Origin of the sequence: Ruminococcus sp. 210702-SL.1.03, from assembly GCF_020559915.1 — a bacterium.
Classification (GTDB): Bacteria; Bacillota; Clostridia; order Oscillospirales; family Ruminococcaceae; genus YE71.
In genome coordinates, this window is the sequence record NZ_JAJCLZ010000009.1 from 1 (window position 1) to 26,592 (window position 26,592).

Below are 26,592 nucleotides of genomic sequence, written 5' to 3' on the forward strand. Positions count from 1 at the left end.
TCTTTCTATTTTACTTCTTTGAGGTTGGAGTGTCAAGTTTTATTATACTATATCATCACGCTCTCATTCGACAGGAGTTTTGTGCGAACAAGGTAGCCCATATCAATGAGTTTGTTCACAGCGTTATGCACGGCAGTCTTGCCCTCTTTGCAGATAGCTTTCAGTCCTGACATAGAGAAATTCCAGCTATTCGGCAGAGAAAGAACTTTCAGCATAAAGCCGATCAGTTTGTTTCTGATCTTATTGGTTCTGAGGAGCTTTGCACTGATAATAGTGAAATTGCTGTCCTTCTTCACACGGTTCAGGGTAGCGTTATCTGCTGTAAATGTCTCCATTTCAATGTCATACTTCGGGATAGAATCGTCCAGTTCCGAGTATTCATAGAAGTCATAGAGATAGCTGATCCTGCCCGTAGGAGACTCGTTTGGCATCAGCAAGGTCTTTTTGACATATCCCCACTGTTCCAGTTCAGCAAGTTGAGACTTGATCGCTGTTTCACCGTCCTCACAGATAGCCACAAGTCCGGCAATCGTGAAATTCCATGTAGGTGGTAGGTCATTGATCTTGCCGAGCAGACCTATCGAATCGCAGCCGATATTTGTTGACCGCACGAAGCAATTGCTCAGAACGGCATAACCGCCTGACCTATGTACTCGGCAGATCGTATCTGGTATTGTCTTTTTTGCTTTTGTTTTCTTGTCCATTTCTCTCACCTCTGCTTACGCTCCGTACACAAATTCCATGTTGGATATTCGCAGCTTGTTGACCGCATAGACATGACCATACGGCTTCTGCACTACAAGGAGGAAACCTCTCTTGCAAAGCTCATACACAGCGGTACGAAGCTCATCGAAGGTGAACTGTGAAAGCTCACTGTAACGGCGAAGCTCATCGACCGTAACGTAGTCAAAGTCTGAATGGTTGAGCATTGCCGTCAGCAGTTCATTACAGGCTTTAGCTTCAAAGTTGTAATTGAGCAGACTGATTTCAGTAGGGTTCGGCATAGAAAGACCTCCTTGACATAGTTCATCTGAAATAAAAAAAGCTCCTCAGCGACCTGTTTTCATACAGGCTCAGTGAGAAGCGATGTGCAATATTCAATTTTTAGGCATAAAAATAGCGGACAGCGCTTCTGTTATGAAACACCGTCCGCTATTGTCCATTATTCAGTTTGCTTTGTCAACAGACTTTCTACCGTTTTAGGGTTGTTTTCGGCTTCTACCAAGTTTCTACCAACTTTTTTACCGTTGGCTTTCTACCAAATTTCTACCAAAAATCTTCAAAATGCTTGATTTTTCAGAACAGCGCTGTTTCGCTGTTTTTGAGCTTTCTACCATTAAAAAGCCCCATGGAATCGGATTTTTTTGTGTGACTCAGTGTGACTCGGTGGTACTCAGTGTGAAATTGGTTTGATAATACCATATAATAAACATAAAGTCAAACTTTTCGGCTTATAGTTTCAGCCTATTCTAAACGCACCGAAAAAGTTTCTTGCTGTTGCCGGCGGCGGCAGATGATTATCGCGGCCAAACATTTTTTGATAAAATTTCTTTTTTTATTTGTCATATTAACATCTTAGTGCTTGATTTTTTTTCTACTTTATTTTATAATACATAATGTATAAGTGTATGCATTCGGCGAGGTGGAAATTATTGCGAAAATTAGAAATGCAGAGGGGCATATCTCAAATATTGACGCTAATAAAAACAAACGCAGAACTGCTTTTATAAAATTTGCATCTTCTGCCGTGCTGCTGTGCTTGATTATTTTTGTCTATACATTTGCATGGTTCACTATGAATAAGAACGCTGACGTTGCGGGCGGCGATATGAAGTCGGCATCACTGCCTTTTGAACTAAAAACTGAGGGCACGGAGGGCTTTTTAGACAGCTGCCTCGACTCATCATATAAAAGGCTTGATTCTGACAGCGTCGTGCTTACTACTGCCGATGGGCAGAGCATACAGTGGCTTGTGACTAAGGACAATAATGCGAATAACTATAAAGACAGCGATACTAATGAAGATGATACAGGTATCCACCCGGGAAGCCATGGCGTTCTCCGCTTTTGGATAGTTCCGAAAGAACAGCAGACTATAAAAGTCAACTATAATTTGAAGATCACACCATATAAAAAACAGTACCCTACTACTACAGACGGAAAAACTGATTATGATGCAAAGCCGTCGCCGGTCGCACTTGGCGAGAGCGATAAAACGCTGGCGGCCTACGTTGACAGCCACATACTTTTTTTCAGGCATCATGACGGTAAATATTATTCCGATATGTTAGATGATGATCTTGAAGAAGAGATAAAATTCGCCGAAAATAACGACGGCGAGCTTCAGCCTTGCGAAGTGACCGTTTACTGGGTGTGGCCCGAAACGCTTGGAGAGGCGGTCTTGGAAAATTCCAGCAAGGGTGTAATATGCCAAACGATAAACGGCACAAACGAGGTGCTTAAAAAGCTTAATAAAGACCCCGGCGGCTTTTTAAAAGGCTATTATGGCGAAAGCAAACTTACTCAAGATGATATAACAAAGAATTATTCAAGACTTAGTATTCAGTACAATAATGCTGACGAGGACATCGGCGACTATATAATGTTTCTCATGGCAGAAATGACAGTCAGCCCGATAAATTCAGTAAACTGATTCGCATTGGAGGTGCGGCAGCCGAGTGGTAAAATTCAAAGAACTAATGAAAACGATACAGCTGAAATGGAATGGACTTTCACGCTCAAAGAAGATACAGGCTTCCGCAGCAGCCGTTGTAACACTGGTGCTGGTGATAGGTCTGCCGGTATTTGCATGGTTCACGAGCGAGCGCAAAACAGCGACGGTAATAAAGATAAACGCCCCGACTACTATCAAGATAGGCGCGGGCAACGAAGAGCCTGTTGAGATGATAGACCTCTCAAATATAAACGTTGAGGAGCGTCTTGATGACGAAAACAAAACGCGCATAACAGAGGGCACATATGTGTTTTGCGTTACAGGTAAATATCTTTCAAAATATGATCTTCAAATAGCACGAACGACTAATATAGATTTTGATTACGAGCTGTACCGTGTAGACAGCAAAACATATGAAGACGTTATTTCAAAGGGCATAACCGAAAAGCCGACAGTAGGAAGCGGCTATGAGATAGCAGAATATAAGTCTGGGCTTGACGGAAATACTTATTATTATCCGTATCAGACATCTAATTCAACTGATGATAAGATGCAGGGCAACGTAACTGTTAAAGGCGGCTTCCTGAACGCTAAGGCTGGCGAAAATAGCCATACCATTGGCAAAGGCGAAGAAAATATCGGCGGCGGAACAACGTTTCATACGCATAATTATAGCAGCTATGATAAAGTCAACGAATATGCCGAGCCGCTATACTGGCAGGTAACAGGACTGCCGGTAACGGGACAAGTCGGTGACGTAGGCTTTGTAGATTACTATGTGCTCAAAATAAAATGGGAAAACAAAAACCTCACTAATAATAAAGAGACCGATATGCTTTATATCACCGCAAGAAAGAGCGTAGATTAAAACGGCACTGCAATATTTTTAGGAAAGGGGGCGGCTGTTATTTTGAATAACGAAATTATCGACAGAATAAAAAAGAAACTCAAAATACTGAGAAATTCGTGGATAACCGTATGGCTGATAATAGTCGCCGTACTTTTAAGCGGGGCGGCTACATATGCGGCGTATATGGGTACTACACATTCTAAAAGAGTTATCTCTCTTTCCGAAAGCGACGAGATGCTTTTTTCGTCACGATATTTGTACGTGAGCGGCTCAGAAGTGCAGCGTATAGGTTTTGCGGAAAACTCCACAGATCCTGCTGTGACAATTGACGTATGCAATTATGATAAAAAGGGCATGGGCGTATACGGCTCAGATATTTATTTCCGCATAACGGCAAAACTTGTGAATTACGATGGTACAGACATCACATCTGAAACAACAAGCGATAAATATAAGCTTGCTTATCTTGACGGAGATACTGAAAGTACGCAGTATACACTTAGTCCTATCACAAATACAGAAACTGCTATAAACGGGCCGGAGTCGAATGGCGAGTATAGCGGCTTGTTTAAGCTGCCTGCCAATACAAAGACTAAGATGAAATTTATTTTGCACTGCGACCCCGATACATTGTCAACGCCGAAGTATGCGGTAGAAATAACTGCAGCGCCTGTCGGAAAATACGAGGATATAAAGGCGATAAGCGGTAAACTCAGAGCCGTTTCACGAAGCAGCCAAAGCCTTGAATGGAGCGGAGAATTTACCGACAATCTTATTACGGGTACAAAGCCGACAGATTTCGACGCCTACAATTACGTTATCAGCGGAGCGGGAAAAGGTACTATTACGCTGACGTATGATAATGCTATATTAGAATTGGATAAAAATGATCTTGAAATATTCAGCAAATTGCAGGGATATACTTTCACTAAAAACGACGGCAAAACGATAATTACATTTTCAGTAGATACGACCGTTGAAAATGCTGTCAGCCGTTATGCTGTGCATTTCTATCAAAAAAACGGCACAGCCCTTGACGAATTCAGCGAGAAATATATTAAAACAGAATTTACGCCCTCATAAGGAGAAAAACAGATGGAGCATAAAATGCTTAAAAGGAAAGGAAAAAATACTCAGCCTGAAAGCAGTTTCAGAAGAGAACATAAAGGCTTGCTGCGCCGTATTTTTGCTTTTGTGATAGCGGCGGCGGTCATGACTACCGGTATGCCAATGCAGCAGATAGCGGATAATATGCCCGATCTTGACATTATAAGCAAGATAAGCGGTCTTATTCCGGACGCAGCTATGAAAGCGGCAGCGGCAGAGCCTCAATACAGAGAGTACGCAAAAGAAGTAAGTATAGCTAGCGGTCAAGATCTGGAAGCTTATGTAAACGGAACATTAGAGGACAGCGGCGAGCTTGTCGGCTATAATGAAAAGGATACGCTCACCATAACATTAAACGAAAGCGCTTGTAATTTAAAAAATTTTGTCGGCATAGGTACGGCTGACCACCCCTTTGCGGGCAAGGTCACCATCGTTTTGGCGACTGAAAGTAACCCTTATGGCGTTTTTACCGGATTGACGTGGGAAAACTCTTCACTTTTCAACTATGTCACAACTGACGCTGTTGTAACAAACCAAAATAGTAGTGATAAAGATAAACCTGTTTACTTAAAAGCCGGCGGAACAGGCACTGAGCCGCTTTTTGCAAAGCACGTTGTAAAAGGCGAGAAAACCCAGACTTGGCATATCGTCGTAGACGCGTCCGCCCGATACGGCGGCGTTATCGGCGATCTTGGCGATGGCGCTAAAGCTGATATTCATGTGGGATACCTAAATAATGCAGACGTTGTCGGCGGAGATACCGCAGGCGGCATATGCGGCACTATGGGTGAAAATTCGGCGTTGAATCTTTGGCTTGATAAAACAATCAAAGACACAAGTGGTAAAGGCGCAACAAGCAAGTCTTTAGGCAGTGTTTCAGCAAATAAATTTGCGGGCGGCGTTATCGGGCAGATGAACACAGGGGCTGTTCTGACGATAAATGAAATGCCTAAAATAACCGATGAACGGATGATAACGGCAGCGGACAAAAACAAGGGAAAAGCCGCAGGCGGTCTTGTTGGCAAGGCGAACGGCGCAAAGATCGCGTTTGCTAATGGCGTATCATATACAAACAGCGGAACGCTTAATGCCACAGTTACGGGTGCTCCGTCGGAGAGCGGTGCGGGCGGAGTTTTCGGTGTTTACTCTGCCGCCGAGGGCGCTGAATTCGACATTGATCTGAGCGATTATAATCTTACTGGGGCGATAAACGTATCCGCTAATGCGGGCGGCGGATTTGCAGGAAGATTTGAATTAAAAGGAAATGACACCGAAAGTAGTGCGGCAAAAATTACAATATACAATGAAACAGCAAAAGATGCAAATAGTGATGTTGACTTTAAAGTTAAATCTAACAAGGGTACTGTCGGAGGAATTATCGGAAAAATTCTGAATGTAAATGGTAATCTTAAAAATACTTTCACTATTAAAAACGTCAAGACAGAGTTAACTCTTAACGGCGACAATTCCCAGAACGGCGGCGGAATTGTCGGCGACTTAGGCTGGTATAAAGAAAGCAAAGGCAGAACCTATCTTAAAATCGACGGAACGAACAAAATTATTGTAAACGAAACTGAAGCAAAAGGCAACTCCGGCGGTATCGCTTATTCTGTTTATTCTAGCTTTCTGGATATTTGCGGTGAAAACACCATTTCCGGAAATGTAGAATCTGGCGTTGTGGATAAAGTAGTCGATTACGGCAACTACGGCAGCGTTGTTCGCTTTTCGGGCAAAACGGATTTAAGCGGATTAACAGGTGTGACAAATGCCCTTCTTGTAAACTTGCAGACCGACGGCGGCAAAGACGATGGTCTGATATATGCTTTGGGAAGCGGCTCAAACTATGACTCTGCTACAAAAAAAGGCTGGACTTATATAAGACCTAAGGAAGAAACCAAAAAAGTAGAAGATGTTTCTCCGTGGGGACAGGTCATAAGGCTTATAGGCGACAAAACGATTGAAGAAGCGGGCGTTGTATCATATGATACAACTGCACATACAGTTACGCTGAAAGGTCTTACTGCCGAAAATAACGAATATAAAATTGCAAATACTGTTGATTTTATGAAGCTGGCACTTTGTATACAGCATAATACTGCAACAAAGTCGGGTGCATTTACTACTAGCGGCTGTGAAACTTCAGCAAGTATCTTGAAAAAGAATATCACGCTTACGGGCGATGTTGATCTGAGAGGTACAGGTCTGCGCGGTCTTACCCGTGATGACGGCGGAAACACTGATTTTACCCGTACTCTTGACGGCGGAAACCATAAGATAACTTTGGCGATAGGCGAGGCTTACGGATACAGGGGTGCCGATGAAGCCAAAAATGAAGCAGGAAAAGACAATGGCAACACCGGCGCAGTATACGACCACAAATATCAGGGGCTTTTTGCCGAAATTTCCAAAGCGACTATTAAAGATCTAACTCTTGACGGCAGTATCTGTATCGACGCAAACGCTGACGATATTTACTGCGGCGCGGCTGCTGCGCAGTTTAGCGGAAATACAACAGCGGAAAATGTGAAGTCAAATGTCAAGATAATAATGAGAAAAGATGCGCACAGAATAGACGTAGGTACAATTTTCGGAGTGGACAGTGATACTGCGAATGTTACCTTAAATAACTGCACATCTAACTTTAAAATGACGCTTGCTGGCAATGCAAACAGCTCATATAATGGCGTTTCGGCAGGCACTATCGGTCATGTGAAAAACTCCGGCTCAAATGTTACAGTAAACGGCATTACCGTAAGCGGAGAGATGAAAAACTCGATAAACTTAAAAAAAGACGGCAAAAAAGAATACCATTTCTACGGCTACGGCGGACTTATCGGCGTTGTTGAACATCAAACTACCAAACACGAGATCAAATTGAATAATGTCAAGGTCAGCAATTTTAGCATTACAGATAGCTCAGACAACAACGGCACAGGCGGTCTGCTTGGCGGTTCTTGGAACAACGTGAACGTCACGATCGGCGAAAATTCTTCTCACGATAAGGGCGTTACGGTTGACGGCTCTAAGATCACTGTCGAAAATTCAGCTTCAAAAACAATAGGCGGACTTGTTACAAGCTCCTATGGCTACTGGCAGGTAAATTCTTTAAAATATACCAGTTCAAGCATTACAGACTCGAGCAGTTCAGTTGTCGGTCTTATAGTTGGCAAGGGCTATGAAGACAGAACGTTGCCAAATACTACAGAAACAAATAATACGGAAATAAACAACGCAGTTGAACCAAAGCGCCTTTATCTTGAGATAACTGACCCCAGCGCTTATGACTGCGCGGGCATGACCTATACAGGCACTGCCGGCACTTATGATGAGATAGTCGGCAGGACTATGAAGGGCGACGACATAGGAGCTTCCGGCGAGGGCTTTGTTTCTATCCGTACAAGCGGCAATAAACTTAATATGGATAGCAGCAATTCCAACGAGTATAAGCCGAAAACTGATCTCGGAAAGACACAGCCGAATCAGTACACACGCTACTATTATAACCTTGACTATCTGCGTGAAAAGGCTTCACAGACGGGCGGAGAAAAGGCAACTCTTTGGAGCGCTTATACCTATGCGGCAAAGAATATCCGCAATGATTATTTCGGTAAGTATAGCACATTTCCGACAGAAGAAACAGTTATAGATCTTACAGGGCTTTCCTACTACCCCGTTGATGTTTCTAATACCATAGCGCGCAACAGAGTCACCTTCAAATTATACAATAAGGAAATACAGAATGCGCACGGAACGAAATATTCTACACGGGCTTACAGCCAGCACTATCTTATGCAGTGTGGTCTGTTTAGAAATGTCACAAAAAATATAACGCTTACAAACTGCACTATCTCCGGAACGGCGGCGGCATACCGCAACAGCCTTGCTTCGGCGGCGGAAAAACTCAACGTGCAGGGTTCGGGCGCATTGATCTGCGGCAATTTGGAAGGTTCTTCAACTCAAAAGGCGAGCTTTACAATATCCGGACTTGCTCTTGATGGTCTTACTATCAAGAACCTCAATGAAGCTGACTACAATACTGCAAATATGGCGCTCTTGGTACGCAATATCGGCAGCTATACTGAAACAAAGATCAGCGGAGTTTCAACAAGCGGCTATGCTGATAACGAAAAAGCAGCAAGTGCGCTGATAGGCACGGCAGGCAGCGACAAAGTATTGCAGATGACTATACAGTTCAGCGATATGCGCCTTGACGGCAGAAAAACGACTAGTGATGTCAATGCGGCTGCACAGACGGCTTTTGAAAAAAGTTATAAAACCAAAAGTTCTATATTCACTAAGGCTACGCTGATACATACATTGCAGTACACTTCTGAGGGCGGTTCTTCTGCGATATACAACTATAACTATGATGAAGACTGGGCTGCTGACGGCAGCGCAAAGCATAACGTTACCTACGGAAAAGAGATATCTCACTCAGCGGAGTTTGCTCCCGACGCAGGGGATAACGACCAAAGACGTTATTTGGATAAGCACGCCGCTGATGATACGAACCACTTTACTTCACCGGAAAGTGCTAATGCAAAGGCAACTGCGGCTACTTCTTCAACTTCCGGTGTTAAGGGCGGTTTTGATTTCTCAAGTTTCCTGCCTTATGTAGCAACCGAATACGGTGGTTCAGTAACTAATGCTCACGAAATAGCTGTAAACCACGTCAGCAAGGAAATGGGCAAGGGCTGCGGCACATACAACGACCCATTTATCATAGACGACGGCACAACGCTTTCAATGGTAGCAGAAATTCTCAGCAGCGGCAACGTCAGCAAAGGCTTTTCGATGTATATAGATAACGATTATCTTAATGCTGCAACTAAAGACAAAAACTTTGAAAAGTGGGATTCCGACAAAGCCGGCGGCAAAGGTCATACACGAATCGAATATAATGGCTCAGAATTCGTTGCTGTGAAAAAATCAGGCGATGAATGGGTAGAGGATACCAGCAAAAGCATAAACATAACAAAAGCAGATGTTTGTTCATACCTTGCGGGGGCGTATTACCTTGTTGAGGGCAATGCTGAGAATGGTGGTACTATAACCCTGTCTGAAAAATTTGCAGGACTTGGACAAGCAGGCTCAGATTACGCATTCAGAGGAGTTGTTGTGGGAAAAGATTATAATGGCAATAAAATGGTCATTGAAAACCCCTCTGATAAGCCTTTTGTATCTGTTTCAAACGGCTGTGTTGTGAAAGATCTGGATATAAAAGTAACGGCGAAAACTATCACTTTAACAAACGATAAAAATGGTGCAGATGGTCAGCTGACTTACGATAACGGTACGCCCGTATACGGCGCAGTAATTGGAAGAATACTGGGCGGCGACAATATTATTGACGATGTTTCCGTTTCATTTTCCAATACAAAAATACAGCTGAAAACTTCTAAGAACAACAACGACTATTATAAGAACACCACAGTTATACCCGTAGGCGGATATGTCGGTGCGGTTGTAAACGGCGGACTTGTGTTCAGAAATATGGGCAGTGAGAAGATCTCGCCGCTCGGCAAAAATAATTTTGAGGTTTACAAGAATACAAGCAAACAAAATGTTGACGTACTGAATAACTATCTCTATGTAAATCAGATAGTCGGCAGAGTTGTAAACGCCTACTGCTTTAATGAAGCTGGCAGTTACAGTATAGCAAGCACCATTCTTGATAACAGCGATAAGAATTATCCTATCCCTGACCTGAACCCTGATTCTGACAGCAAGATAAGCTTCAAGCAGGAAAATGGCAAAGATGTCAAAACAATGGTCGTTCCCGACTCTCAGTCGCTTTTCATTCTGTCTGAGATAACGCAGTCGATGTGCGGCAACGCTGGAACTGACGGCAGCTATACTGTGAAAAAGTCATACGGCGGGGAGAATAAGACCACGCACCTTGCAAAATATTCGGCGGTGGGTACAGATGATACAACACAGCCTAGTGATTTCACGCTTGCGAAAGAGGACAGCGCGGGTAAGGCGGATGCTGTTCCTTACATCATAAGGCAGTATACTAAGGCTGACACAGACGGCAGCTACCCTGCAAGGGCGATAACCGGCAGCGGCAATTATCACTATATGGAGCTTGCTGAAAATGCAAAATACGACCTGCCGAACTGTTTCAGAGGTATAGGTCAGCTTTATCCACAGGAAATTGAGGATAATGACATCTGCAAAAATATCCTTGCGCTTTACGGTCTTGACGGAAACGGCAGTACGATAAAGCTGAATACTAATCTTAAAAACCACAGCAGTGAGTGGGATTGCTATTACAGAAATACAGATACCCCCGACAATAACGCAGACAAAATAGGTCTTGGTCTTTTTAATGACCTGTATTTTGATGTGAAAGCTAAAACTGATGATGATCGCAAAGAAAAATCAAATTCCATTCATGACCTTACTTTGTCGGGAACTTTAACGCAAGAGCAATGGGGTGATAATAAAAAGATCAAAATGACGTCTGACACAAACAAGGCGGCGAATACAGGCGGCATTATCGGTTCGTTAAGATATACAGCGTCTGATACACGCGAATACAATTTCTGGAATGTATCTCTTAATGTTTTGACTATTAGCGGCGAAAGAGTGACCGGCGGCTTTATCGGCTATGTGCCCGACAAATCGCTGTCTATTTACATCAATGAATGTTCAGCCAATGATCTTTCCGTAAAAGGAACGCTGGCAGCGGCAGGCGGAGTTATAGGCTATATTCAGGGAAAGGCAAATCTGTATGTAAATACCCTTACCGAGAAAACAAGCGAATTTAACGAATCTGTTACGTCTGACACTACCAAAGTAAATACCAACTGCGGCGGCATTATCGGTCAGCTGTGTGAAAGTACTAGTACTTTAAGTACAGTAATAATAAGAAATGTTACTGTTACAGCGCCCGAAAATAAACATATGGGAAATAACACGGAAACTACCAATCCTGCGCTCAACGGAGTTGGCAGCGCGATAGGATTAGCATATAAAAGCAACGTTCTGCTTATAAATTTTAATCTGAAGAATGTTGATATGTATGGTAAAAATGTCGCCGGTCTGATAGGAAATGCAAATACCGGATTGAACGTAAAAGCCTATAACTGTAATGTTGAGGGAAATGGCAATAGTAAACTTAGCGGTATTGAACATGTAGGCGGTCTGTTCGGTTATTTTCCTGCCACTGGAACAGGAGAAGTTAAATTTGGCGAAATAAAATATACCAATCACATTGACGGCTGCAGCGTTTCGTGATATACGATCAGTCAAACTAATGCTTCTAATGGTGCAGGCGGTCTGATAGGAACGAATAATTATTCAAGAAATATCTGCAACAGCAAAGTTGAAAACTGTACCATAAAAGGAGAAAACAGATTATCAAGAATCGGAGGTATCATTGGCAATAATACCAACGGTAACATATCTGCATATAACATTGTAGTAAATAACGTAAACCTTGAAACTACTTCTTCATACTATGGTCTGTTCAGCGGATTCAGCAGCAGTAAAACATTCAAGATCGTTGGCTGGAGCGTTCAGGGAACTAATAAGGTTTCGGACAAAACTATTGATAAAAATTTTGGTGGTACAGGCAATACCGCTACCGTTATCCCCGCCGACTACAACGGCGCGTGCCTTGACGAAAGCACAAGGGGAGAGAATTTGTCGGACATTACAGAGGCGGCTAACATCAGCCGCGTCGATACAAGCGACGACAATTTCCCATATGCGACCAGCAGCCCTGTCAAGAATGTCGGCACAGGCGCAAAATTCCTCACTGGCGACGGAACAAGCGCAGAGGCGGTGGAAAGCATAATTGCAGAGTGCGAAGATAAAACCAACCTAAAACACTATACCAATATAAAAGATGATATATCGAATTATAACAAACTGAATTTCAGCACAGAGCAGGATATTTTAAAGGATATTCCCGTGATCTTGATCGATAACACAGAGGATATAAAAGAACAAATAAATTCGTATCTGAGTATTCTTACAAATAATCAGGTGTCAAAAGCAAGTGCTGTTAAAGTCTATAAGGCAAATATCAACGGTGATAATGTTACGCTGTCAGAATCAATCAACGAGTTGACAGTAGAATATGGACTTGATGATAAGAAGCAATTCTTCAATAAATTCAAAGCCAAGCCGGATAAATTCGATAGCGATACCAGAGGACAGTTTACTCTCATTGATGTGCAGTATACCGACCCTACGGTCAGCAAATCCCCTACTGTGGTCTACCACGTCTATGTGCCGGTGATGACGCGAAAGATATATCAGTATGATTTCTACACTACGGCATTCAGCGGCACGCAGTATTACCCGAGCAAATATACAAATGAAACGGGCGATAACGGCTTTAACGGCAGCAAGCCTAAGGTACTTGTCGAAAACTACGATACCCCTGTTACCGCTTATCTGCGCTGGGCTTACCCTGCTGATACTTTCATAAAAGATATAATGGGCGGCTCTTCGGGACTTGACTGGAACTATAATAAGGTACTGAACCTGAATGTCAACTTCGGCGGAACTGAGAAAACTATACCTAAAGGAACGCAGTTTGTGCTTATAGACAAAAACAATAAGAACAAAGAGTATTATTACACTATAACAGGCAAAGAAAAGTACAATGGTGAAATACTTCAGCTTCCGTTTTCTGATTTTACAGACAGCAGCGGCAAAGCCTTTAGCGAAGCAGATTTTTCGGATATGGTAAGCAGTCAGCTGGAATTTACTAAGACAACTAAAGCTGACGGGTCTTTCGTTGAGGACGAAAAAGGAAATATGACGGTAATGATAGGCGGAAAGAAAACCACTATCCGCACTGCTAATGATGGCGACACAGACCGCTTTGACCTCTCGACCGATACAAAAAATCTGACAGAGGACTACTATCTTACAATGACTACGGCTAAAGCTGAAAATGTACTGTTCCATCAGTTTCAGCTAACTACGCCTTCAAGTCTTTATCCGAATGTAAGCGGCAAGATAAATGGTGCAGTGCAAAATAATCACTCAGTACAGCTAAATTTTGCCGACCTTTTCAGCAATACTATAGAGGTCGAAACGCTTGAGGGCAATACAAACGTTGAAATGGATGACGAGAATAATGATGTAAATATCACAACTGTTTCAACTATAACGTTCAATACAACTGACAAAGGTCTTATAGGTGCTCTGAAAGCACTCTTAAAAAACAATAATATTTCCATTTACCACAGCAGCCATATATTTATGAACAAAAGAAACACTAATGGCGGAGTGGCGGAAAAGATGATCGGCGATATTGACGGTATAGAGATGATAAAAGGTGCTGATACGATAGCTGCGTATGATAGTACAGGTGTGGAACTCACAGACCCTCCAAAGCTTGAATACAATACGGTCTGCGGAAAAGCGTCAGCGAACTTTTTTGAAATATCTGAGCAAAATAACGAAAAAGCGATCGACCTAAGACCATGGCTGACGGCAGGAGAAACGGGAGTTGCTCCGGAAGTTAAGATCAAAACATCTTTTAAGATAATTTATACTCACAGCGGTATAGTCACACAGTTCCCCGAACGGCAGAATTCGGCTGAGAATACTGATGTAGGAACATATGTCAGCGCCAGATCAAGTATTGCATATGATGCTGCCGATACTACATACAGCAGCAGCGTATCTGACACCGTGGAGGACTCCAAAAAATGCTTGTACTACCGCAACGCGATGACTGACGCAAGTCTGAAATTCAACGCTTACCACCCTATATCTTCGGGCACTCCCGATGAGGACAGAGGCGATGGACAGACAAAAGCGAACGACCAGCTGGGCATCAATACATTTGATGAAGAAACAGAAACGAAGTCGCTGATCCATACAAACGGCATCTACGATGCCTCGCAGCTTTCTGCTTTAGATAAAAAGAATCTTAAAATACGCTGGACGATCGAACTGCAATGCAAGCAGGACGGCTATACTGACGATCTGAAGCTTTCAGATTATCTGAACAGCGTTACTATCAAAGGTGTAGACGAGCAGACGCTTGAAACTTTTAATAGCGGTGAACTAGGCAAAACAAAGCTGGAATATTCAGCTGCGAGGGATAATTTTGAAGAACCCGACAATGCAGGGCTGTTTGATGTATATATCGACTTTGATGTAAAGACGGGTGCGGATCTTGAAGCGGTTGAAAATGCATTCTATTCTAATTATAAGATAGTGCTTACGGCTTCGCTTTATGAGGGTTCGGCAATGATCGACGGCTCAGCAGCTGATGATTACATCATTTACACCAACGCCCATATCGACCCGAAATTTATCGACAAGGCTTTGTAAAGCTCTTTTTGCGAACAATACATTTGAATAAGAACAAAAAACCACCGATACAGCCGCAAAGCCGTATCGGTGGTTTTTTATTTGTGACCTGCATATTAGCAGCCGCGTTGTTCAAAAGCTATCTTTCTGTATGAGTCGATAGCCCCCTCGTGCTGTACGCTCTCGCCGCAGAATTTGTTTGAGAAAGCTGTGCAGCGCTCCAGCTGTTCACTGCTGAGGTCTGAAATGCTGTCCGCCGTGACGCCGAGCGTTTTCAGCGCGTAGAGGAACGAGCCTATGAAGCCGTCGCCCGCGCCCGTTGTGTCGATGGCTTTTACACGCTCGCTCGCGGCGTGCGCCTGCGCGTTTTTGGTGAAAGCATACGCGCCCTCCGCGCCGCAGGTGTATATGACAAGCTTTACGTTGCCCGCGAAAAGCTTCGGCAGGGCGGCGCTTATCTCGCTCTCGCCCGTGATAAATTCAAGCTCTTCGTCCGAAATTTTCACGATGTCCGCCATCGGTATAAATTCATTCACCGTGCTGTGCAGAGCCTGCTTGTCTTTCCAAAGCGGGAAACGCAGATTTGGGTCGAAGCTTATCATAGCGCCGCTTTCACGCGCGCAGGCTATCGCTTTTCTGTGTGCTTCTTTCATCGGGAAATCGCCCAGCGAAACGCTGCAAAAGTGCAGCGCATATGCGTCGGCGAACCACTCCGCTTTCACCTGCTCGGCTGAAAAAAGCATATCCGCCGAGGGGTTTCTGTAAAACGAGAACGTGCGGTTTCCATCAGTTTCAAGGCTTACAAAAGCCAGCGCGGTGTTCGCCTTGTCGGTAAAGCCGATAAGCGAGGTGTCTATCCCCGCGCGTACTAGGTCGCCCGCTATCTTTTTGCCGAATGGGTCGTCGCCGAGCTGGGTGATGAATTTCGCGCGGCCGCCCAGCACTGTAAAAGCTCCGCACACGTTTGCCGGCGCTCCGCCGCTTTTCGGGCTGAAAGCCGTCACGTCCTCAAATGCGCAGCCTGCCTGCGCGGGGATAAAGTCTATCAAAGCTTCGCCTATGGCAAAAAGTGTGTTTCCCATTGCAATTCTCCTCTCAGATAGTTCAGATATTTCAGATTTAGAAGTCCCAGACCTGCGCTTCAAAGCCCTTTATTTCAAGCTCGGCGCAGTCGCCATCAGGATAAAATCTTGTTGACATTACCGTTTCGCCGCCGTTTAAATACACCTCTATGCTTGACAAATCCGCGATAAGGCGTATGCTTCTCACGTTTGCGACAACGGCGTTTCTCGTGCCTCTGCCGCAGCCGTACTTTTCGTCGCTGAATTCCATGGTGAAAAGCTGCTTCGCCTTGTCGAAGCGCAGCTCCAGCTTGCCGTCAAGCGTTATGGTGAAGTCCGCGGTCGGTTCGCCGCATATCTCCAGCGGCAGAGCGTATTTCGCAGTACAGCCGTCGGCGTGGCGGCGCTCGCCCTTTCTCAGTGCGTCAAATTCGGCAATGGGGTACTGCCGCAGTCTGCCGTTTTCGCCGAGAGTGACTTCGCGCGGTATGGTAAGGCAGTGCTGCCAGCCAAGTTCGGTAGTGGCGTTGCCGTAAACGCGGTTGTCCATGCCCAGCCAGCCTATCAGTATGCGCCTGCCCTGCGGGTCGAGAAAAGTCTGCGGCGCGTAGAAGTCGAAGCCCATGTCCCACTCGGCAAATTCGCCCAAGCGGCTGTCTTCCAACCTGCCATCTGCGGGGAAATAGCCCGACTCATTGAGGTTCTGCCACTTAGTTTCGTAGTGCGGCAGACCCTGCGGGCAGGTGCTGAGGAAGCCTTTGCCGTCCAGCTCGAAATAATCGGGGCACTCCCACATATAGCCATAGCCCTCTTTGTATACTTTGCCCGTATACTTCCAGTTTATGAGGTCTGCGGATTCGTACACCAGCACGCAGCCCTCGTTGCCGAGAGTTCTCGCGCCCAGTACCATCTTCCAGACCTCGCCCTCTTTCCATACCTTAGGATCTCTGACATGGCAGGAGCAGAAGTCGGGGTAATCGCTGTTTCGCAGGAGCACCTGCTTTTCGCTGACCTCGCTGCCGTCGGCGGTGGTGACGTGTATCACGTTCGCGCCCCTGCCCGCCGTAACGTAGTCGTAGTCGCCCTCCATCTTCACATTTCCGGTGTAGAATATGTGCAGAACGCCGTCATTTTCAATGGCGCTTCCTGAGTAAACGCCGTGGCTGTCCTCGGGAATATCGGGCATCATTACCGCTTTGTCGTAGGCCATGTGCATGAGGTCTGCGCCGTGGTAATGTCCCCAGCCGCGGGGCGTGTGGCCGTCGGCGGCTATGGGGCTGTACTGAAAATAAACGTGGTATTCGCCTTTGTAAAAGCTAAGGCCGTTCGGGTCGTTTAGCCAGCCGTCGGGCGGCTCGATATGAAATCTCTGACGCCATTTCGCGTTTTTGATGCGCTCTCTGTTTTCCATTATCTCTTTATTATCCATACTTTGCCTCTCTAAGTTTCAGTCCGTAACTTTTATAAGCTCGTCGCCTATGGATACCTGCGCGCCCTCGGCTGCAAGCTGTTCCACGGCGGAAAAATCGTCTGAATTGCCCACCAGCACGGGAGTAACGGTCTGGTATCCCTTGCTTTTTATAAAGTCGATGTCGAAAGTCATCAGCGTTTGGCCCTTTGTAACTCTGTCGCCCTCTGAAACGTGGGGCACGAAGCCTTCGCCGTTCAGCGCCACGGTGTTTATGCCGATGTGTATCAGCAGTTCTTTTCCGTTATCCAGCGTAAGGCCTACGGCGTGGAGGGTGTCGAAAAGCGTTTCAACTTTGCCGTCAGCGGGGGCTACTACCTTGCCCTCGGTCGGCTCGATAGCTGCGCCAAGACCAAGTATGCCCTGCGCGAATGTTGGGTCGGGAACGTTCTCGAGCTTTACAGCCTTGCCGCTGAGCGGAGAGGTGATAAAGCCGTTGTCTGAAGTATCGGCAGTGTTTGCAGTGTCGGTGATCTCAGCAATCTTTTCGGTCTGCTCGGTCTGCTCGGTCTGCTCGGTCTTTTCAGATTTCTCAGCAGGCTTGCTCTCGTTTTTTATCTGCTCATTGTTGGTGCCGAAGAACCATGTCAGCGTGAAAGCTACGCCCATCGCGATGAGCATAGAGATGATATACTTTACGGGGTGGTTGAGTGTGAGGAGTATCGCAAATATGCCGGTAACGCCCGTAGCAGTAGCGCCGAGGTGGAGTATTGAAGCCGCCATTGCGCCGCAAGCTCCGCCGATAGAGCCGAAGATGAAAGGCTTTACAAATCTGAGGTTCACGCCGAAGATAGCAGGCTCAGTAATTCCGAGCATACATGAAAGCGCAGAGGGGTAAGCCATAGAGCGTATCTTATTGTTCTTGCTTCTTACCGCAACTGCAAGGCAGGCAGCACCCTGAGCCATGTTCGCGGCGGAGGCGAGCGGCAGCCAGTAGGTAGCGCCGTATTTTGCGAGCTGACCGATGTCGATAACTGTGTACATATGGTGTATGCCGCCTACTACTGTGGTGGAGTAGAAGCCGCCCATTATGAAAGAGCCGACGCCGAAGGGGAGAAGTATCAGCTTCTGAACGCCTGTGATGATGCCGTTTTCAAGCGCTACGAATACGGGGCCTATGAAGGTGTAAACAAGGAACGCCGTTACCGTAAGGCTGACGAGGGGCGTTACGAAAAGGTCGATTATATCGGGCACTACCTTGTGCAGCTTTTTTTCTATCTTAGCAAGAATGAATGAAGCTATGATTATCGGGATAACGTGACCCTGATAGCCCACCATGTGCACGTTGAAAAGACCGAATATCGAGAAGGTCTGTTCGTAGCCGTTGGCGGAAACTGTCCATGCGTTTTGCAGGTCGGGGTGTATGAGGAACATTCCGATGACTGCGCCGAGGTAGGGGTTGCCGCCGAAGACCTTAGTAGCCGAGTAGCCTATAAGTATCGGCAGGAATGTGAACGCCGCGTTTGAGAGCAGCTTGAATATCGTGAAAACGTAGCCGTTAGTATCCAGCGAGATAAAGCCGTTCGCCGCCATGAAGTTCAGCGCTTCCATTATGCCCATTATAAGGCCGCCTGCAACTATCGCGGGGATTATGGGTACGAAAACGTCGCCGAGGGTCTTTATCAGCCTTTTGAACCAGTTCTGCTTCTGAGCCGCCTGCGTTTTCAGCTCGTCTTTTGAAGCCGCCTCAATGCCCGACTCTGCGATAAATTCATCGTATACCTTATTGACTGTACCGGTGCCGATGATTATCTGCAGCTGTCCCGCTGCCTCGAAAACGCCCTTTACCACGTCGATGTTTTCGAGCGTTTCTTTCTGTACTTTTGAATTGTCTGCGATTATCAGGCGCAGTCTTGTAGAGCAGTGCGCCGCGCTTATTAGGTTGTCTTTGCCGCCGATAGCGGAAAGTATCTCACGAGCTGAGCTTCTGTGATCCATAAAACGTACCGTCCTTTGCATAAATTTTTATTTTTTGTCCGGACTATTCATTTTCGGTTTCACTCTTATGTGTGATACCGATTTCATTAACTATATTATAGCTCATGCTGCGCGTTTTGTCTATTGACAAATACTATAAACTTATGTTGGGGATTTACAAGGTTTCATACAGTTTCATGATCCTTATCCGTAGAGCCGCGCTCTATCAGCTCAAAATCAAGCGTTAGAGTGCGGGGGATAGGGCTTTCGCGCTTCAGCGAGTTTAGCAGCATCTGCGCCGCTTCAATGCCCGCGGTGCGGTAGTGTAAGTGCACGGAGGTCAGCGTGGTGGAGGTCACCTTGCAAAGCTGCGAATCGCCGATGCCTGCGAGCATTACGTCCTCGGGCACTCTCAGCCCCAGTTCGCGGCAGGCAAGCAGCGCGCCTGCCGCTATGCTGTCGGTCGCGCAGAATATGTGGTCGTACTTTTTTCCGCTTTTCAGCAGCGCCAGCGCCTTTTCGCAGCCCGAATCCATTTTGAATTTAGCCGTGAGCATATCGCCGCGGCTGATCGAGATACCGCTGTCGGCGAGCGCGTGGAGAAAGCCCTCTTTTCGCGCCAGACCCGCTGCCTTGTCGCTTTCGGTAACGCCTATGAAAGCAGGCTTTTTGCCGCCTTTTTCGAGCATCAGCATCTCGGCGGAATAGGCGGCTTTGCAGTCGTCGTGGCAAACGCAGTTTGCGCCTTTGTATTCCTGCCCCATGATGACGACGGGCACGCGCATTTTTTTCAGCACGGCGTCGTGCAGCGGCGTGAATATCGAAGCGAGGAAGATAACGCCGTCAACGCGGTTGCTGCGGAAAAGCTCCAGGTACTCCACCTCTTTTTTGGGGTCGTTGGCGGAGTTGACGAGCAAAAGCTGGTAGCCCTGCTCGCTCAGCACCTGGCTTATCCCCTCGACCTCGCGCGCGCAGCTCTCGCTGGAAAGTTTAGGTATTATCACGCCGACGAGCTTTGTCACTTTCGTGCGCACGTTCTGCGCCTGAACGCTGGGCGCGTAGCCCGTAGCCTCTATTGCGGCCTCGATGAGCCTGCGTTTTTCCTCGCTCACATAGCCGTCGTTAAAATATCTGCTTACGGCGGATTTTGACACTCCCGCCACCTTTGCAAATTCGGTAATATTCATCAGTTATCGCTCCTTTATATATAGTATATCACCATCGGTGTGAAATTTCAATATGGTTTCATATGAATATTTCATATACAGTGCGGGGTAAGTTGCATATAGGGCATGAAAAACTGCCGTATCGGCAGAGATACGGCAGTCGGAATAGACTTTTCAGTTAAACTATGCTATAATTGAAAAAATTGATATTCGAGGTGTAAAACATGACGTACATTCAGCATTACGATTCGCCGCTGGGCGATATTTTGCTCGCGGCGGACGGGCAGGGGCTTACGGGGGTGTGGTTCGACGGCGAAAAATACTTTGCCGATAACCTGCCCGTCGAACATACCGAGCGGGAAACGCACACGCTCTCGCAGGCAAAAAGCTGGCTGGATATTTATTTCGCGGGCGCTGAGCCGAATTTCACGCCGCCGCTGCACCCCGTTGGCACTGATTTTCGCATGGCGGTGTGGGAGCTGCTTTTGCAGATACCATACGGGCAGACCGTTACCTACGGCGACCTTGCGCGGCGGCTTGCCGAAAAGCGCGGGCTGGCGAAAATGTCGGCGCAGGCGGTCGGCGGGGCGGTGGGCCACAACGAGATCTCGATAATAATCCCCTGCCACCGCGTAGTCGGCGCGGGCGGGAATTTGACAGGCTACGCGGGCGGCATCGACAAAAAGATCAAGCTGCTGGAGCTTGAGCACATCGACATGAGCGGATTTTTCATGCCGAAGAAAGGGACGGCGGTGTGAAGCGGTCACCTGCCCGCGACCTTGTTCATCACCCAAGCTCACTTCTCTTCACTGCTCCTTATCCTGCTGTATCTGAAATCGCAGTACGGCGCGCCCTCGGCGATAGTTCCCGTCCTCACAAGCTTCATGTTCATGATGTCCGCCAGCACGAAATCCATGCGGCAGATGTACGCCGCCAGCTCGGGACAGCCCTCGTCATTGCAAAGCTTGCACGCCCCGCATTCGTGATAATCGTAACCCAGATCGTATTCGCCGTTGCCGGGGAGAATGTCTACCACCCAGTCGTTTTCATACTCGCGCTTGTGGCTTTCGGCCGACCATTGCAGTCTGCCTTCCATCTTTTTGGGGTCGAGGTAGCTTTCGGCGTCGCCCAGCACCTTGTGAAAAAGTTTCGAGGCGCACAGTCCGTCGCGGTATATCTCGTAATTCTCCTCCGCCGAAAGCCCCGTGCCGCGGTTCAACGCGATGAAGTAGCTCGCCATGATGTACGAGCTGAGAAGTCGCGATCTTCCGATGTCTTTCGCCCGCGCGAGTATCTTTTTGTGCTCGCTGTCGATCTTCTCGGCGAGCTCTTTCGGCAAGCCCCGCCTTTTCAATTCCGTTTTTACAGCGCTATGGTAAAAATTATAAACCATCTTTACGCCAAACGTGTTTTTCATACCTGTACCTCCATGATATTTCCCGCAAAGCGCTCGCTTTTGCTAGTTTAATTATACCACACATGCATGGCAGTGTCCGTCCTTGTAAAAACAAGCGACCCTCACCCCGAACCCCCGCTTGACTTTCACTATGTACCCTGCTCCTGCCGAGTCGGTGAAAAACGCGGCGCTCGAGCCGTCGGCGAAGTTCTGCCGCGAGAGGTGTTCAAGTATTTTTTTCTTGTCGCTGTTTTTCATAAGCCTGTCGCCTTTAAATGATAGTATGATAGTATGATCCTTCGCTTATATGATAACACGCCGCGCCGCAGATGTCAATAGCGTTTGACACTTAGCCGCCGTTTGTGTTATAATTATACTGAGGTGACCTGACCATGACCGAATTGACCGAATTTTTCGCCAATGCCGAACTCCCGCGCCGCGCTGTTTACCACCTGCCGGGGCTGTTCGAGTTTTACGAGCTGTACGCCGCTTTTCTGCCGCTGTACCGCGAACACCGCGAGTATTTTTACGACTGGTGCGAGATAGGCTCGGTGTATGGCGCGCCCGCGGACTGCGTATGGGGCGGCGGCAGAGCGGGCTTCGGCGACCACGACCCGCGCGAGGTGCTCATGCTTATGCGCGGGTACGGCATATCCGCGCGGCTGACTTTCAGCAATTCGCTGCTCGGCGCAGAGCATCTCTCGGACAAAAAGTGCAGCGCCCTCTGCAAACTTTTCGCGCAGGGTGATAAAAATTGCCCGCAAAACGGCGTTATCGTCGCTTCCGACCTGCTGCTCGACTATCTGAAAACGCGCTTTCCGCAGCTTTATTTCGTGTCGTCCACTACTAAGGTACTGACCGACTTTGAGCGTTTTCGCCGCGAGCTGGAGCGGGAGGACTACCGCTATGCCGTGCCCGATTTTCGGCTGAACAAAGCTTTCGATAAGCTCGGCAAGCTGCCGCAGGCGCTGAAAGACAAGGTGGAGTTTCTCTGCAACGAATGCTGCTGGGTTGGCTGTACCGAGCGCAAAGCCTGCTACGAAAACGTCAGCCGCAAAAATTTGGGCGAGCCGTGCGCCGACCATATCTGCAAAGCGCCGCACGCCGCCGAGGGCTACCGATTTTCCCGCGCGATGGAAAGCCCCGCGTTCATCGGCATTGACGATATTCGCAGCGTTTACCTGCCGATGGGTTTCACGAATTTCAAGATAGAGGGCAGGGGCTTGGGCAGCGCGATGGTGCTGGAATTTCTGCTGTATTACATGACAAAGCCCGAGTATCAGCTAAAAGTGCGCGAAGAGATATACCTTGACGGTATGCTTGATCTTTTCTGAATTTGACGATTTGACAAGGAGAATGCAGGATGGCTTTTGATTTTAAAAAAGAATACAAGGAGTTTTATATGCCGAAAAAACAGCCCGAGATAGTGGAAGTCCCAAAGGCGAACTACATCGCCGTGAGGGGTACGGGCGACCCTAACGAAGAGGGCGGCGCTTACAAGCAGGCGATAGGCTTGCTGTATGCCGTGGCGTACACGCTGAAAATGAGCTATAAGACCGACCATAAGATAGCGGGCTTTTTTGAATATGTAGTGCCGCCGCTCGAGGGCTTTTGGTGGCATGAGGGCGTTGATGGTATAAATTACGCCGACAAAGCCGCTTTTAAATGGATCTCAGTTATCCGCCTGCCCGATTTCATCACGCGGGATGACTTTGACTGGGCGGTGGAAACGGCTTCAAAAAAGAAAAAGCTCGACTGCTCATCGGCGGAATTTCTCACGATAGAAGAGGGGCTTTGCGTGCAGATAATGCACATCGGCAGTTTCGACAGCGAGCCTGAAAGCGTAGCGCTGATGGATAAATATTTGGCGGAAAACGGCTGCGAGAACGACCTTAGCGAAAGCCGCCTGCACCACGAGATATATCTTTCAGACGTGAGAAAGTCTGCGCCCGAAAAGTGGAAAACCGTCATAAGACACCCGATAAAAAAGATACGCTGACCTAGATAGAAGAAAGCATTATGGATAAAAAAGAAATGACGAGAACAAGCAAATTTATCAGTCTGATACTGCGCCACAAGCCCGGCGCGATAAAGCTAGACCCGCACGGCACGGCAGGCCTTTTGTTTATAAGGTGCACACGGGCGATATGTATAAAGACGGATATGTTTTTTACCTTTCGGAAAACGGCGTTTGGCTTACCAAAAGCGTGCCCGCAAAATATCTGGAGGGCATAACTGATAAATCATAACTGACACAAAGAAATGAGGCGAATGAGCATGGTTATGAATATGGATTTTGACGAGATACTTTCCGCCGCGGAGTATGATTTTCTGCGCGATGATGAAAGGCTGGGGGATAATGTGATACTCCTCGGGCTGGGCGGTTCGCTCGCTTACGGCACTAATAATGAAAATTCCGACATAGATATACGCGGCTGCGCTGTAAACAGCAGGCGCGAGATACTGCTGGGCAGAGATTTTGAGCAGGTCAGCGAAACGGCTACCGATACCGTGGTCTACTCATTCAAAAAGCTGGTGCAGCTTCTCGCGAACTGTAATCCGAACACGATAGAGCTGCTGGGGCTGAACCCCGACCAGTATATAAAGGTAACGAGCATCGGCAGAGAGCTGCTCAATAACACTGGGCTTTTCCTCTCTCAGCGGGCGGCAAAAAGTTTCGGCGGGTATGCCGACAGGCAGCTGCATATGCTTCTGAACGGTTCGGACAGCAGCATGGGCATCAGAAACCGCAGGGCGATACAGCACAACAAGCTCGGCAAGCACTCGATGCACCTCGTTCGGCTGATGTATATGTGCTTCGACATTCTGGAAAAAGGCGTTGTAAAGACCTGCCGCGAAGCCGAGCACGGCCTGCTTATGGACATTCGCAGCGGCAAATACCTCACCGACGGCGACAAGCCCACTCCCGAATTTTTCGAGCTGGTGGAGGATCTGCGCAAAAGGCTTGAGTACGCCGCCGCAAACACCTCGCTGCCGCCCGAGCCGGATATGAAAAAGATAGAGGATTTCGTTATCTCGGTAAACGCGCGCGTGGTCTGCGGGGAGGTCGCGCTGTGAGCGATGTGAAAGCGCCCGCTAAAGGGCTTTACCTGCGCGCCTCGCTGATAATTGCCGCGCTCACGCTAGTCGGCTTTCTCATCGCGACGATCAGCGAGGACGTTTCGATGCGGATAGCGGCGGCTGCGGTGTTCCCCGCGGGTGTGCTGATATTCAGCTATCCCGCATCGCTAATAAGCCGCCGTATGCTCGCCCGAAGCGACAAACTGCGCGCGGCGGGCAAGGTGCTTTTTTTCATCTTAGCGATATGCGCGGCGGCGGCGCTTTTACTGCTGACCGCGCTGGCGGCGTACCGCGTTTATGACGGCCTTGCGCCGACGCACGATATGGGCATGGCGCTTGGCGAAGCGCTGACGCTGCTGTTCGTGCTGACCGCCGCCGCAATGCTGCTTTTCCTGCCGATATTGCAGACTTTTGTGGTGATGATACTGCGCAGGATCGGCGGGGAGAAGAATTAAGGCAACTCCGCGCAACTACCGCCTATCGGCTTTAGGCAATCTGACGAAAAATCTGACGGCGTAATACGTACACAATAGCTGTGCGGTGTTGTCTTAAATATGTATTTTCAACAGCCGTGAGCCACCCCCTCGCGGCTGTATTTTTATGCCCATTACGAACCCGCACACATATTTTTCTCCACACTTGAGAGAACTTTTGTACAAAGTGCATAAAGACGGCTCGGGCGATTTGTGCGGCTGCACAAAGTTTGCGGTTTTTGAGTGTTTTTGAGTGAAAATGCTTGACTTGGCGAGTGAATTGTGTTATCCTATAATCAGAAACAGTCAATAACGTTCATTGCGAGTCAAATGGAAATGCTGAAAGGTGATAGATTTGCTTACTGAGGAAAGATATTCAGTTATTTTGGAAATGGTGAAACAGAATAAAAGCGTAAAGCTTCCGGAGCTTTGCGAGCGGCTGGGCGCCTCGGAATCTACCGTGCGCCGCGACCTTACCCAGCTCGACGAAAAGGGTCTGCTGAAAAAGGTGCACGGCGGCGCAATATCCGCCGAAGACCACTCGTTCAGCGTGGTGGAGCAGGACGTAGAGGCTAAGTCGAAGCTCTTTAACGAAGAGAAGATCGCGATAGCCCGATACGCCGCTTCGCTTGTGGATGACGGCGATTTCGTATTCCTCGATGCGGGAACTACCACGGGCTATATGATAGATTTTCTGCCCGAGAAAAACGTTACTTTCGTTACAAACGCTTTCATTCATGCAAAAAGGCTCGCGCAGCGCGGCTTTACCGTGTATATCCCCGCGGGCGAGATAAAGCTGACTACAGAAGCGATAGTCGGCGCGGAATGTGTGAACTCGCTGCAAAGCTATAATTTCACAAAAAGCTTTCTCGGCGCGAACGGCATATCGCTTGCCGCCGGAGTTTCCACGCCGGACCGCAACGAAGCCAGCGTGAAATCCACCGCCGTGCAAAACAGCCGTATCGCTTACATTCTTTCAGATCACTCCAAATTCGGTCAGATCTCGGCAGTTACTTTCGCCAAGCTCGGCAGAGTAAGGCTCATCACAGACAAACTCAGCGAGGAAAATAAAAAATATATCTCAAAGGTAAACGTCAAGGAGGTAATGTAAC

The 26,592-nt window shown here is 47.4% G+C and carries 19 protein-coding genes; 11 read left to right on the top strand and 8 right to left on the bottom strand.

The annotated features are described in order from the left end of the window. Nucleotides 1-47: 47 nt before the first annotated feature. Nucleotides 48-704, bottom strand: coding sequence for a hypothetical protein (locus LI114_RS06345; RefSeq protein ID WP_227219950.1), 657 nt, complete (start codon nt 702-704; stop codon nt 48-50). Between the two features lie 15 nt (nt 705-719). Next, complete coding sequence (locus tag LI114_RS06350) at nt 720-1,004, bottom strand: hypothetical protein (protein ID WP_029534795.1); 285 nt, start codon at nt 1,002-1,004, stop codon at nt 720-722. A gap of 791 nt (nt 1,005-1,795) precedes the next feature. Between LI114_RS06350 and LI114_RS06355 the strand changes: the two genes are divergently transcribed. From LI114_RS06355 to LI114_RS06375, 5 genes are all read left to right on the top strand, one after another. Next, nucleotides 1,796-2,653: a hypothetical protein gene (locus LI114_RS06355; protein WP_227219951.1), complete on the top strand. Its 858-nt coding sequence runs from the start codon at nt 1,796-1,798 to the stop codon at nt 2,651-2,653. A 25-nt stretch (nt 2,654-2,678) separates the two neighbouring features. Then, nucleotides 2,679-3,542 (top strand): hypothetical protein, encoded by an 864-nt coding sequence (locus tag LI114_RS06360; protein WP_227219952.1) that lies wholly within the window; start codon nt 2,679-2,681, stop codon nt 3,540-3,542. Between the two features lie 42 nt (nt 3,543-3,584). Further along, on the top strand, nt 3,585-4,607 hold the full coding sequence (locus LI114_RS06365) for a hypothetical protein (RefSeq protein WP_227219953.1): 1,023 nt from the start codon (nt 3,585-3,587) through the stop codon (nt 4,605-4,607). Between the two features lie 12 nt (nt 4,608-4,619). Further along, nucleotides 4,620-11,873, top strand: a complete 7,254-nt coding sequence (locus LI114_RS06370) for a hypothetical protein (RefSeq protein ID WP_227219954.1) — start codon at nt 4,620-4,622, stop codon at nt 11,871-11,873. 408 nt (nt 11,874-12,281) lie between these two features. Next, nucleotides 12,282-14,939, top strand: a complete 2,658-nt coding sequence (locus LI114_RS06375; RefSeq protein WP_227219955.1) for a hypothetical protein — start codon at nt 12,282-12,284, stop codon at nt 14,937-14,939. 95 nt (nt 14,940-15,034) lie between these two features. On the opposite strand, the gene LI114_RS06380 is transcribed toward LI114_RS06375, so the two are convergent. The 4 genes from LI114_RS06380 to LI114_RS06395 form a co-directional block, all read right to left on the bottom strand. Then, nucleotides 15,035-16,000, bottom strand: coding sequence for a carbohydrate kinase family protein (locus tag LI114_RS06380; protein ID WP_227219956.1), 966 nt, complete (start codon nt 15,998-16,000; stop codon nt 15,035-15,037). Nucleotides 16,001-16,037: 37 nt separating this feature from the next. Beyond that, nucleotides 16,038-17,408: a glycoside hydrolase family 32 protein gene (locus tag LI114_RS06385; RefSeq protein ID WP_227219957.1), complete on the bottom strand. Its 1,371-nt coding sequence runs from the start codon at nt 17,406-17,408 to the stop codon at nt 16,038-16,040. Between the two features lie 18 nt (nt 17,409-17,426). Further along, nucleotides 17,427-19,385: a PTS beta-glucoside transporter subunit IIBCA gene (locus LI114_RS06390; RefSeq protein ID WP_227219958.1), complete on the bottom strand. Its 1,959-nt coding sequence runs from the start codon at nt 19,383-19,385 to the stop codon at nt 17,427-17,429. A 164-nt stretch (nt 19,386-19,549) separates the two neighbouring features. Next, nucleotides 19,550-20,551 (bottom strand): LacI family DNA-binding transcriptional regulator, encoded by a 1,002-nt coding sequence (locus LI114_RS06395; RefSeq protein ID WP_227219959.1) that lies wholly within the window; start codon nt 20,549-20,551, stop codon nt 19,550-19,552. A 203-nt stretch (nt 20,552-20,754) separates the two neighbouring features. On the opposite strand from LI114_RS06395, the gene LI114_RS06400 reads away from it, so the two are divergent. Continuing rightward, complete coding sequence (locus tag LI114_RS06400) at nt 20,755-21,288, top strand: methylated-DNA--[protein]-cysteine S-methyltransferase (RefSeq protein ID WP_227219960.1); 534 nt, start codon at nt 20,755-20,757, stop codon at nt 21,286-21,288. A gap of 38 nt (nt 21,289-21,326) precedes the next feature. Here the strand turns inward: LI114_RS06400 and LI114_RS06405 are convergent, their stop codons facing one another. Next, nucleotides 21,327-21,947, bottom strand: coding sequence for an L-2-amino-thiazoline-4-carboxylic acid hydrolase (locus tag LI114_RS06405; RefSeq protein WP_227219961.1), 621 nt, complete (start codon nt 21,945-21,947; stop codon nt 21,327-21,329). A gap of 51 nt (nt 21,948-21,998) precedes the next feature. Continuing rightward, nucleotides 21,999-22,184: a hypothetical protein gene (locus LI114_RS06410; protein WP_227219962.1), complete on the bottom strand. Its 186-nt coding sequence runs from the start codon at nt 22,182-22,184 to the stop codon at nt 21,999-22,001. A gap of 134 nt (nt 22,185-22,318) precedes the next feature. Here LI114_RS06410 and LI114_RS06415 point away from each other — a divergent pair, with 134 nt between their 5' ends. From LI114_RS06415 to LI114_RS06440, 5 genes are all read left to right on the top strand, one after another. Next, a complete protein-coding gene (locus LI114_RS06415; RefSeq protein WP_227219963.1) occupies nt 22,319-23,260 on the top strand; it encodes a hypothetical protein in 942 nt (313 codons plus the stop codon). Nucleotides 23,261-23,289: 29 nt separating this feature from the next. After that, a complete protein-coding gene (locus LI114_RS06420; protein ID WP_227219964.1) occupies nt 23,290-23,925 on the top strand; it encodes a GyrI-like domain-containing protein in 636 nt (211 codons plus the stop codon). Between the two features lie 272 nt (nt 23,926-24,197). Continuing rightward, a complete protein-coding gene (locus LI114_RS06430) occupies nt 24,198-25,004 on the top strand; it encodes a DNA polymerase beta superfamily protein (RefSeq protein ID WP_227219965.1) in 807 nt (268 codons plus the stop codon). Next, nucleotides 25,001-25,462: a hypothetical protein gene (locus LI114_RS06435; protein WP_227219966.1), complete on the top strand. Its 462-nt coding sequence runs from the start codon at nt 25,001-25,003 to the stop codon at nt 25,460-25,462. Before LI114_RS06430 ends, LI114_RS06435 begins: the two co-directional genes overlap by 4 nt. Nucleotides 25,463-25,826: 364 nt before the next feature. After that, nucleotides 25,827-26,591, top strand: coding sequence for a DeoR/GlpR family DNA-binding transcription regulator (locus tag LI114_RS06440; RefSeq protein ID WP_319638293.1), 765 nt, complete (start codon nt 25,827-25,829; stop codon nt 26,589-26,591). Nucleotide 26,592: the final 1 nt, after the last annotated feature.

Bases quoted from the DNA above. Each gene is read 5' to 3' on its own strand.
- LI114_RS06345 (WP_227219950.1), bottom strand. From the start codon at position 704: ATGGACAAGAAAACAAAAGCAAAAAAGACAATACCAGATACGATCTGC.
- LI114_RS06350 (WP_029534795.1), bottom strand. From the start codon at position 1,004: ATGCCGAACCCTACTGAAATCAGTCTGCTCAATTACAACTTTGAAGCT.
- LI114_RS06355 (WP_227219951.1), top strand. From the start codon at position 1,796: ATGAATAAGAACGCTGACGTTGCGGGCGGCGATATGAAGTCGGCATCA.
- LI114_RS06370 (WP_227219954.1), top strand. From the start codon at position 4,620: ATGGAGCATAAAATGCTTAAAAGGAAAGGAAAAAATACTCAGCCTGAA.
- LI114_RS06380 (WP_227219956.1), bottom strand. From the start codon at position 16,000: ATGGGAAACACACTTTTTGCCATAGGCGAAGCTTTGATAGACTTTATC.
- LI114_RS06385 (WP_227219957.1), bottom strand. From the start codon at position 17,408: ATGGATAATAAAGAGATAATGGAAAACAGAGAGCGCATCAAAAACGCG.
- LI114_RS06390 (WP_227219958.1), bottom strand. From the start codon at position 19,385: ATGGATCACAGAAGCTCAGCTCGTGAGATACTTTCCGCTATCGGCGGC.
- LI114_RS06395 (WP_227219959.1), bottom strand. From the start codon at position 20,551: ATGAATATTACCGAATTTGCAAAGGTGGCGGGAGTGTCAAAATCCGCC.
- LI114_RS06400 (WP_227219960.1), top strand. From the start codon at position 20,755: ATGACGTACATTCAGCATTACGATTCGCCGCTGGGCGATATTTTGCTC.
- LI114_RS06405 (WP_227219961.1), bottom strand. From the start codon at position 21,947: ATGAAAAACACGTTTGGCGTAAAGATGGTTTATAATTTTTACCATAGC.
- LI114_RS06410 (WP_227219962.1), bottom strand. From the start codon at position 22,184: ATGAAAAACAGCGACAAGAAAAAAATACTTGAACACCTCTCGCGGCAG.
- LI114_RS06415 (WP_227219963.1), top strand. From the start codon at position 22,319: ATGACCGAATTGACCGAATTTTTCGCCAATGCCGAACTCCCGCGCCGC.
- LI114_RS06420 (WP_227219964.1), top strand. From the start codon at position 23,290: ATGGCTTTTGATTTTAAAAAAGAATACAAGGAGTTTTATATGCCGAAA.
- LI114_RS06430 (WP_227219965.1), top strand. From the start codon at position 24,198: ATGAGCATGGTTATGAATATGGATTTTGACGAGATACTTTCCGCCGCG.